This is a genomic window from Nitrospinaceae bacterium (genome assembly GCA_018669005.1).
GTDB lineage: Bacteria > UBA8248 > UBA8248 > UBA8248 > UBA8248 > UBA8248.
In genome coordinates this window covers 1-9,249 of sequence record JABJAL010000077.1, presented here as the reverse complement: position 1 = coordinate 9,249, position 9,249 = coordinate 1, and the positions used below count along the sequence as shown (strand labels likewise).

The 9,249-nt window shown below is 53.9% G+C and carries 11 protein-coding genes; 7 read left to right on the top strand and 4 right to left on the bottom strand.

What is annotated here, in order from left to right:
• The coding region (locus HOJ95_12155) for a UvrD-helicase domain-containing protein (protein ID MBT6395452.1) at positions 1–480 on the bottom strand (480 nt) is incomplete at its 3' end.
• A 163-nt stretch (positions 481–643) separates the two neighbouring features.
• Between HOJ95_12155 and HOJ95_12150 the strand changes: the two genes are divergently transcribed.
• Positions 644–835 carry a hypothetical protein gene (locus HOJ95_12150; GenBank protein MBT6395451.1) on the top strand — a complete coding sequence of 64 codons (192 nt, stop codon included), beginning with the start codon at positions 644–646 and terminating at the stop codon, positions 833–835.
• A gap of 37 nt (positions 836–872) precedes the next feature.
• Here HOJ95_12150 and HOJ95_12145 read toward each other — a convergent pair whose 3' ends face one another.
• From HOJ95_12145 to miaB, 3 genes are read right to left on the bottom strand one after another with little or no spacing between them, the layout of a single operon-like run.
• Positions 873–1,514, bottom strand: a complete 642-nt coding sequence (locus HOJ95_12145; protein MBT6395450.1) for a histidine phosphatase family protein — start codon at positions 1,512–1,514, stop codon at positions 873–875.
• Between the two features lie 46 nt (positions 1,515–1,560).
• Positions 1,561–2,106: a bifunctional nuclease family protein gene (locus HOJ95_12140; GenBank protein MBT6395449.1), complete on the bottom strand. Its 546-nt coding sequence runs from the start codon at positions 2,104–2,106 to the stop codon at positions 1,561–1,563.
• Entirely contained in the window at positions 2,103–3,506 is a 1,404-nt protein-coding gene (gene miaB / locus HOJ95_12135; protein ID MBT6395448.1) for a tRNA (N6-isopentenyl adenosine(37)-C2)-methylthiotransferase MiaB, read from the bottom strand. Before miaB ends, HOJ95_12140 begins: the two co-directional genes overlap by 4 nt.
• A 168-nt stretch (positions 3,507–3,674) precedes the next feature.
• Between miaB and HOJ95_12130 the strand changes: the two genes are divergently transcribed.
• The 6 genes from HOJ95_12130 to HOJ95_12105 all read left to right on the top strand — a co-directional run bounded on the left by HOJ95_12130 (position 3,675) and on the right by HOJ95_12105 (position 9,219).
• A complete protein-coding gene (locus tag HOJ95_12130; protein MBT6395447.1) occupies positions 3,675–4,256 on the top strand; it encodes a hypothetical protein in 582 nt (193 codons plus the stop codon).
• Positions 4,257–4,347: 91 nt separating this feature from the next.
• A complete protein-coding gene (locus tag HOJ95_12125; GenBank protein ID MBT6395446.1) occupies positions 4,348–5,580 on the top strand; it encodes a family 10 glycosylhydrolase in 1,233 nt (410 codons plus the stop codon).
• A 222-nt stretch (positions 5,581–5,802) separates the two neighbouring features.
• Positions 5,803–6,075, top strand: coding sequence for an HU family DNA-binding protein (locus HOJ95_12120; GenBank protein MBT6395445.1), 273 nt, complete (start codon positions 5,803–5,805; stop codon positions 6,073–6,075).
• A gap of 247 nt (positions 6,076–6,322) precedes the next feature.
• A complete protein-coding gene (locus HOJ95_12115; protein ID MBT6395444.1) occupies positions 6,323–6,790 on the top strand; it encodes a Rieske (2Fe-2S) protein in 468 nt (155 codons plus the stop codon).
• A 4-nt stretch (positions 6,791–6,794) separates the two neighbouring features.
• The gene (locus tag HOJ95_12110; protein ID MBT6395443.1) at positions 6,795–7,856 is read left to right on the top strand and encodes a cytochrome bc complex cytochrome b subunit; all 1,062 of its coding nucleotides are present in this window, start codon (positions 6,795–6,797) and stop codon (positions 7,854–7,856) included.
• A 16-nt stretch (positions 7,857–7,872) separates the two neighbouring features.
• The gene (locus HOJ95_12105; protein ID MBT6395442.1) at positions 7,873–9,219 is read left to right on the top strand and encodes a hypothetical protein; all 1,347 of its coding nucleotides are present in this window, start codon (positions 7,873–7,875) and stop codon (positions 9,217–9,219) included.
• Positions 9,220–9,249: the final 30 nt, after the last annotated feature.

Below are 9,249 nucleotides of genomic sequence, written 5' to 3'. Positions count from 1 at the left end.
TTTTGGAAAGTGTTTTTCCTTTGGGTCCACCCCGGCGAGGCGCACACAGTCGCCCACAAGATCCGAGGCATCCTCACGGTCGAGAATGGTGAAGTTCGCACCAAAGCCGAGGAGCGAGCCGTGGCTTCTCAAGAGTAGATTGCCCACATGATGAAAGGTTCCGCCCCAGATACGGCGCACATCGGACTGGATAAGTGCCCCGGCACGGTGGAGCATTTCGCGTGAGGCTCGATTGGTGAACGTTAGGAGAAGGATTGATTCGGGAGCCGCCCCGTCCTCGATAAGGCGAGCGAGGCGATAGGTCACCGTGCGCGTTTTTCCGCTTCCGGCACCGGCAATGACGAGAAGGGGGCCACCGCCTGCCATGACAACATCGAGTTGCTGCTCGTTAAGCTCAGCCCCATAGTCAATGGTGCCACGCCGCGCCCGAGGTGGGCGCTTCAGGGTATATTTTCTGCCACCACCTTCGGGTGTGGACATATCGTCTCTCACCTAGCTTGAATTCTCGGAGAAAATTCCCTGCGAGGCCTCGATCCCAGGGCTATGACAGCACCCGGGACCGATAAAATTGTCCCCGTTTGACTAAAATCGACCGGGCGGATAAATTATTTATTCCTATTTCTACCCTATGCGGGAGCTTTTTATGAGTGTCTATCAGTCATTTTTCGACGGTATGGCCCTTGGCTTTTTCATGGGATTCCTTGCCTTCTACCTGCTATACCGCTACAAGGCAGGCTGCGCCAACAAACCCAAAGACGACATCGAGCACCTAGTCGATGATATTAAACACTACTACCGGGGCGTGTCGGAGCGAAACCGAGACGATTTCGAGTAGTTCCTGACTGAAACACTCCGCACGCCATATCCCATCATCAAAGATAGGGTTTTTCATCCGTAGCCAATGAACCATTAAGGTGGGTGAGCACGTTCATCATCACCACGCCCCAGCCGCGCTCATGCGAGTACTCGATCAGATTGATGGCCGCGTTGTGCTGTCTAAGACACCGCATCGTATTGAGATCCATTCCAAGGATGCGGCAGAGAATTGCCGTTATGGCAAGGTTGTGACTTACGGCAACGACCATCTCGCCAAGATGTTTGTCGCGGATGGACTCAACCGCCTCCCAGGCCCGCGCCTGAAGCTCATTCATACACTCGCCGCCGGGGGTCTGAGCATCTGCCGGGTGCGCTCGCCACTGTTTCCAAAAATCAGCGTACTTCTCTTTAATCTCGGCAATGACCATGCCATCTAGTTCGCCCTGGTCGAGTTCGGCAAGGCGCTCGTCTTCATGCAGGGAAAATCCACCAAGCCCTTCGGCAAGTATTTCGGCCGTCTCGCGGGCACGCCGGAGTTGACTCGTATAAATGGTGGTTATGGGGCGACCCATGAGTGGTGGGATCAGCGCTTTGGCCTGGGACTTGCCAATATCGTTCAGAGGTTGGTTGGAGACGCCCTGTATCCGCCATTCGGCGTTCCATGCCGTCTCGCCGTGGCGCAACAGGTAAAGAAACAACGGTAAAGGCTCCGGGTCTAACTTGCTGAATTAAGGCGGTGGGCGATTAGTTCTCGAACTTGAGGAAATCGTCGGGCTTTAGATTTTCAAGCCAGCGCTTAACGTCCTCAGAATCTTCCTCAAGGGTTTTTTCGTCTGAAGAGCCGGGCTCTCCTCCCCCGGCCTCTGCGGTGGCGCCTTCATCGGATTCGGTGAACTCGATGCTCTTGGCTTCCTCAAGCACTTTTTCCTCAACAAAAATTGGGGCACTCATCCGAAGGGCGAGCGCAATTGCATCCGAGGGCCTTGAGTCGATAGATATCTCGGAGCCATTCAGCGCAAGGGATATTTCAGCGAAGAAGGTATTGTCCTTGAGGTCACTTACTAGAATGCGTGTAATTTTTCCCTCAAGCCCGTTGATGATGTTCTTGATCAAATCGTGGGTCATCGGGCGAGGCGTCTGAAATTCCTCGATTTCGCGTGCGATGGCGTGGGCCTCGAAGATACCCACCCATATCGGCAACGAGCGCTCACCTTCGAGTTCTCGAAGAATTACGATTGGCACATTTGTCAGAGGATCGAGGGTGAGCCCCTTCACCTTCATTTCTATCATGTTGCTGTTTCCTCCATGGCAACGCCAACGGGCAGAGCCACCCCTCCGAGATTGTTAATACTACTCCGGAGCACTGTTACATCCACTAATTCTCCACCACGAGGGGCAGGCCCCTCTACATGAAATTGTACCCGATGATTGCCCCGACTGCGACCCACAAACCTTTTGGGGACCGAAATCTGCAGAAGAGGCTCCACGAAAGGGGCGTCTTCGACCTGTTTACGCGGTTTCTCGGCGAGAGGACCCTCAACCATCACCTCAACAATTGAGCCCTCTAATTCACGATGAAGAGATTCGGAAATCTCGCGCTGCAATTGATGGGCCGTCTGAAAACGATCTGATGCCACCTCCTCCGGCAACTGTCCTTCCATCGATTCGGCTGGGGTCCCCGGGCGCGGCGAATACTTGAACATGTAGATATTATCGAATCGCGCCTCTTTCATGACCTCAAGTGTTCCCTCAAAATCCTTTTCACTCTCACCTGGAAAGCCGATGATGACATCCGAAGTGAGAGTGCCCCCCGGCACCCGGTCTTTGAACATAGCGACTTTCGAGAGATATTCCTCGACCGTGTAGCCCCGCTCCATTCGACGAAGTACATCATTTCCACCGGACTGAACGGGCAGATGCAAGTGCTCGCACACGGATTCACACTCGGCCATCGCGTCAATCATATTTTCATCACAGTCCTGGGGGTGCGACGTCATGAAGCGCAGACGCTTTAGTCCGTCAATACGATCAAGCCGCCGAAGCAGGCCCCCAAAGGAGAGTTCATTTTCTATTTTTTTTCCATAAGAATTCACGTTCTGTCCTAGAAGGTTAATTTCCCTGAACCCTTCTCGGACAGCAGCCTCGGACTCATCGACAATCAAATTGCTTGGCTTGCTCCATTCCGGCCCCCGAGTGTGGGGAACAACACAGAACGAGCAATAATTATCGCACCCGCGCGCGATGCTTACATAGGCGCTTAAACCATCTTGCCTTTGTATTGGAGCCAGTTCCGTAAAATCGGGTTCGACCGGCGCCGTGTCGCATACGAGCCCCGCCTCAAGGCTGCCTAGAAGTTCAGGAAGCTTCGAGATATTTTGTGTGCCAAATACCAAGTCAACACCAGCGCCCTTTGAAGCAATACTGGCGCCATCACGAGTGGCGAAGCATCCACATACCCCAATCTTCAAATCAGGATTTTTAATCTTGAGCTTTCGGAGGCGACCCAGTTGGCTGAACACCTTCTGCTCGGCGCGGTCTCTTATCGAGCAGGTATTGAGAAGAATCAGATCGGCAAGAGCCGGATCGTCACTGGGCTCATAGCCTTCCTGTGCCAGATACCCGGTAATCGTTTCGGTATCGTAGCGATTCATCTGGCAGCCATATGTAAAAATCGTAAACCGCTTGCTCAATTTGTTATCCTTCAGGTGAAAACCGCGTACGGTGCAGCCAAGTTGATTTAAGATTAACACATCGCCCGGCGATTTTCTTTAGGCTATCGTTTGAAAGTTGTTAGTTTTCAACTATTCGTTATTTTTAGTTTGCCAGCAGGACGATACTCACCCCCATTGGGAGATAAAGTGAGGAGCATTTGTTTTCATGGAAGGCGCGCCCTCGACCAGAGCGATGATTTTCTTGTTGCGGCGCAGCTTCTTGGAGATGGCGCGGGCAAGGCAGGACTATCCGCCCAGGTTCGCACGCCAATGTGGCCCTCTCCGCCAGGGGTGGCCGACCGGGCGCTTGTCAAAATTGATGCAACACCACTCAAAGATTTGAACATTCCCGACCGATACGACCTTGAGATTGTATGCGACCCCACGCTGGCCATCATACCGCCCATGGGCGGAGCTCTCATTGCAGGCGGCACCCTATTCACCAATACGCCAAGCCCTCCCGAAACGCCTTCTGAGAGCCTCAGAGTCATATCCAGTAATCTTGAGGCGCTCGCCACCATTCATGGGGCCTCACTCGGGTTCGCGCTCGCTGGCGCTGCCTGGGCGCTCCTTGGCGCTGTTGCGAAAGAATATGCGCTCGCTCCCCAAGACATCGAAGCCGCCTCTCCTCTCGCCCTGGCTACTCCACCTGGAGATGCGGAAATAAAACTTCTTCGTGAATCCCAAAAAATCGTTGCCGCACTTGTCCAAGGGTCAAAACCTGACTAACGATTTTCCAAACATTGACGCCACCTAGCCTACACGGCTAGTGTGTCATTGAAATTTCGCCCAGCTTCTTCCCCCGCCCGATGTATCTACGATGACAAAACGCCTCGTTTTCGTTGCGGTTCTTTTCTTTGCCCTTACGGCGGCTGCGGCTGGATGTGCGGCCGTCCGCGCTTCATTTCCCCTGCCTGATTCTGAATTTGAAGTTGGTCTTTGGGTACAGGCAGAGGGGAGTAACCGCACCCTCGACAGCACGGAAAAGATAGCGGCCCTCGTCAGGCAGGCCAGAAAATCTGGCGTAACCGATATTTATGCCCAAGTCTATCGAAGCGGCCACGCTTGGTTTCCCACCAAATATGCCGACGATTCCCCCTCAAAAAGGGCGGGACGCGAGCCACTGGTCTACCTCCTTAAGCTCGCGGCGGGCAACTCATCCGGCAGGCGTCCTATTCGTGTGCACGCCTGGATAAATGCCTTCGCGCTGGCGCGTAACGATAAGGCGCCGATTCTGGCCGACCTCGGAGAAGAGGCCGTGCTTCGCGATCAATGGGGACATTCTCTTTTAGAGTATCCACAAAGCGGCAAACCGCCCTGGGCCAAGGGTTTTGGACTCGGGACCCCAGGTATTTTTCTCGACCCGGCCCACCTGGGCGTCAGGCGCAGGCTCATCATCATCGTCTCGGAACTACTCCACCGATACCCCCGCCTATCTGGTATCCATCTCGATTTCATCCGCTATCCATACGCACTTCCCATTTCGCCAGGCTCGCGCTTCTCGCCCCGCCTTGATTTTGGGTATGGAAGCGCTTCAATCAAGCGATTTGAAATGGAAACAGGACGCAAGGCCCCCCTTGCCGGAACCTCAGTCTCAAGAGCCGACTACGAGGCCTGGGACAATTGGCGACGAGAGCAGGTGACCGCAACCGTAAGGGAGATCCGCCGGACAATTGAGGCAACTCGCCCCGCCACCCGCCTCTCCGCTGCCCTTCTTCCGTGGGCCGAAAGGGCATATTTATCCGCTTTTCAGGATTGGCGCGACTGGCTCTCTGAAGGACTGCTTGAAAAGGCCCTCGTAATGAACTATTCGAGGGATATCAAGCTTGCCGCTCAAATTAGCCAGAGCGTCTCGGCGAGGCGCCGCGCCCCATCAAACACATACAAGCAATTGATAATAATAGGATTAGGCGCATGGATGTTTTCCAAAGAACCCGCTGGACTCTGGCGCCAATGGCGAGATGCCCGGCAAGCAGGGGCCGATGGCGTAGCCCTGTTTTCATACGATCAAATGGTCGGAAAAACCCCGCTTTGGGGTTTCCCAACACCCTGAAACCCTATGGATAAAGAGAATTAATAAATTTCTAGCTTGCAAATGCTCTCAGAACCATATAATGTTTTATCAGGATTTAGTTTCTGCCCTACATTGAAAAGCCGCCTGTAGTTTACTCGCCGCCCATAACGAAAAGCCGTTAGAGAAGTTTTTTCCGCCTAACTGGGTTGGGACCTTTTCCGCCCGATGGTGCTGCCTTATGCAGACCAGGAGAAGGAAGATATGAACAAAGGTGATTTGATTAACGCAATCGCAGACGAAACAGACATGAACAAGGCAGGAGCGGAGGCCGTTCTGAACGCGTTTGTCTCCTCCGTAACTGGGGCGCTCAAAGGCGGCGATAAGGTAATGCTGACGGGTTTTGGCACCTTCAGCATTTCCAACCGTGCCGCGCGCATGGGCCGCAATCCGAAAACAGGCGAGTCGATTCAGATTAAAGCCTCGAAGGTACCCAAGTTCAAGGCTGGAGCGGGACTAAAAGACGCCGTAAAATAAGCATCTGCTTGTCAGAATAGATGTTCAGGTTTAACACAGACAAAAACGGAGGAGCTTAGGCTCCTCCGTTTTTGTCTGTGTATGGGTATTTGCGCATCTAAAGGCAGGAAAAATTAAATAATTACTAGAAGAATAAAATATCCCTATTGACGCTTTTCCTTTTCTTTATTGTTGTTGTTGATGTACCACAATTATGAAGTATCGGCCCATTCGTATACTGAAATTTTAGCTCCAGGAGCAGGTTCGAATGGTTGTATCCGACTCAAATTCACCTGAAACCGAAGAACTGGGCCGTCGTGGCGCGATGGCTTTCATCGCAATGGCGACGGGCCTTGTCATTAGCTACGGTACCGCTACGATATACGGCCTTCGTTATCTATTTGGAAGGCAAAAACCTCCAAGGCAGGTCCAGGTGCTCTCGGCCGCCCTTTCGGATGTCCCCGACGGCGAAAGCCGCTTGGCAAAAGACCTCACGGGCCAAAAATTCATGCTAGTTCGCTCGGGCGACAACGTCCGCGCCTTCTCTACAACGTGCACACACCTAGGATGTCAGGTTCACTGGAAACCCGAGGACAAGGCTTTCATTTGCCCTTGCCACGATGCCGTTTTCAATTCAGACGGAAAACCGATCAAGGGACCGCCCCCGACACCACTGGCTCAATATACTGTCGAAATTCGCGGCGCCAGCATCTTCGTATCGATGCCCGAGGCATGATGCTATGACTGATCGCATCATCAAGTGGGTCAACGAGCGCATTCCCTTCGACTGGGAGCAGCTCAATCATTTCACGAGCGAGCCAATCCCACGCCACATGCACAAATGGTGGTTCTGCCTGGGTGGCACCCCGCTCTACCTTTTCTTAATTCAACTTCTCAGCGGCATCGCCCTGACCTTCTATTTCGTTCCTGATCCTGGAAAGGCATTCGAGTCGGTTCGCTACATTACCGAGGAAGTGCCCTTTGGTTGGTGGGTCCGGGGGGTACATCGATGGTCCGGGGAATTGATGGTTGTCGCGGTGATTCTCCATATGATGCGCATTTTTTTCACCGGTGCCTACAGGCGCCCACGCGAGATCAACTGGCTCATCGGGATGGCGCTATTGGTCACGATTTTCACTTTCGGCTTCTCAGGCTATTCGCTCGTCTATAACCAAGTTTCCTACTGGGCAACTGTCGTGGGAACTAACATCGCCGCTGCCATACCGTTTGTCGGCGAATACATGGCGGCTTTTTTGAGGGGCGGCCCCGTAATCAGCGCAAACACCCTCACCCGGATGTATGTGCTGCACATCGGCGTATTGCCTACGGCCACATTTGCCTTACTGGCCATGCACATTTTTCTAATCCGAATTCACGGCGTGAGCGAGTTCAATGACACCCCCGGCGAGGGGTCCACTGATGACAAGGAGCGCTTTTTTCCCTTCTTTCCGGACCATCTTCTGACGGAAATCGCAGTCGGCGTGTTTTTGATTTTTCTCGTCAGCCAGTTGGCAATTATTTTTCCGGTCCAACTCGGCGAGCCTGCAAATCCTGCTGTCACGCCCGAGCACATCAAACCCGAATGGTATTTCTATCCGGTCTTCAGGTGGCTAAAGCTTTTCTCCTTCCAGACCGGAATCGTCAGCACCATCGTTATCGTTATCATAATGTTCGCTTGGCCCTGGGTGGACGCTTCACTAGAGCGCCGCCTACCGGGGCGAGAGGTCAGTGTTTACGTCGGCACATTAGCCGTCATTGCAATGACCATCCTCGTCCTCATTGAGGGGCTCTCGGGACACTGAGCAAAGGAGATATTCTGTGAATTTTCGGGTCAAGCAGTGGATAGTGGCGGTGCTGAGCCTGTTCTTTCTGGGCTCACTCATCACAGTGGGCTTCATCGAGAGCGGTCGCCTTTTACCAGAGAAAAAAACAAAGGTCGTCGTAACCGCCAAGAACGAGAGTTGCGTCAACTGCCACACCGAGAAATCCCCAGGCATCGTCAAACAGTGGGAGGACAGCCGCCACGCTCCCCTTGGAGTGGGCTGTGTCGATTGCCACGCGGCTAAAAAAGGCGAGCCCGACGCCTGGGAGCACGAAGGCTCTCTCATCGCCACCATCGTATCGCCCAAAGACTGCGCCCGCTGCCACGAGAAGGTGGCCAAGGAGTTCACCGACAGCCACCACTCTAAAGCCGCCAAGTTCATCGGAAGCCTCGACAACTTCCTCGGCGTCGTCGTCGAGGGCGCACCAGCGGCCATCAACGGCTGCCAGAAGTGTCACGGCTCGACCGTCAAAGTCCTCAAGAGCGGAAAACTCGACCCCGCCACCTGGCCTAACACCGGCGTGGGACGCATCAACCCGGACGGCAGCAACGGCGCCTGCACGGCCTGTCACTCTCGACACACATTCTCCGCCGCCCAGGCACGCCAACCGGAGAACTGCGGGAAATGCCACATGGGGCCGGACCACCCACAAATCGAGATTTACAACGAGTCCAAGCACGGCATCGCCTTCCGAGCGCGCATCAACGAGATGAACCTCGATAGCAAGTCCTGGATCGTGGGCAAGGACTACTCCGCCGCCCCCACCTGCGCGACCTGCCATATGAGCGCCACCAGGGATCTGCCCATCACGCACGACGTGGGCAAGCGCATCAGCTGGACGCTGCGCCCGGTGATCTCCAAAAAACTCAAGAACTGGGAGGCCAAGCGCAAGGACATGCAGAACGTGTGCTCCGCCTGCCACAGCCCCGACTTCACGAAAAATTTCTACACCCAGTACGACAACGTCATCGATCTCTATAACGAGAAGTTCGCCATCCCGGCCAAGAACGTCATGCTTGAGCTCAAGAAGGAGGGGAAAATCACTTCTGCCCCCTTCGACGATAAAATCGAGTGGACCTTCTTTGAGCTATGGCACCACGAGGGCCGCCGCGCACGCATGGGCGCCTCGATGCAGGGCCCGGACTACACTCAATGGCACGGCTTCTATGAAGTTGCCAAGCATTTCTACTTCAAGTTCCTCCCCGAGGCAGAAGAGCTTCTACCTGGCGTATCCGAGCGCTTCGTCAAAGGCAAACACCATGAATGGCGCAAGGGTATGACCAAGGCGCAGATCCAGAAAATGCTCGATTTTTATCAATCGAGATATGGTGAGGAAAAATAGGCACATAAATTATTGCAAATAAAAGGGTCG

Bases quoted from the DNA above. Each gene is read 5' to 3' on its own strand.
- HOJ95_12150 (MBT6395451.1), top strand. From the start codon at position 644: ATGAGTGTCTATCAGTCATTTTTCGACGGTATGGCCCTTGGCTTTTTC.
- HOJ95_12140 (MBT6395449.1), bottom strand. From the start codon at position 2,106: ATGATAGAAATGAAGGTGAAGGGGCTCACCCTCGATCCTCTGACAAAT.
- HOJ95_12125 (MBT6395446.1), top strand. From the start codon at position 4,348: ATGACAAAACGCCTCGTTTTCGTTGCGGTTCTTTTCTTTGCCCTTACG.
- HOJ95_12120 (MBT6395445.1), top strand. From the start codon at position 5,803: ATGAACAAAGGTGATTTGATTAACGCAATCGCAGACGAAACAGACATG.
- HOJ95_12115 (MBT6395444.1), top strand. From the start codon at position 6,323: ATGGTTGTATCCGACTCAAATTCACCTGAAACCGAAGAACTGGGCCGT.
- HOJ95_12110 (MBT6395443.1), top strand. From the start codon at position 6,795: ATGACTGATCGCATCATCAAGTGGGTCAACGAGCGCATTCCCTTCGAC.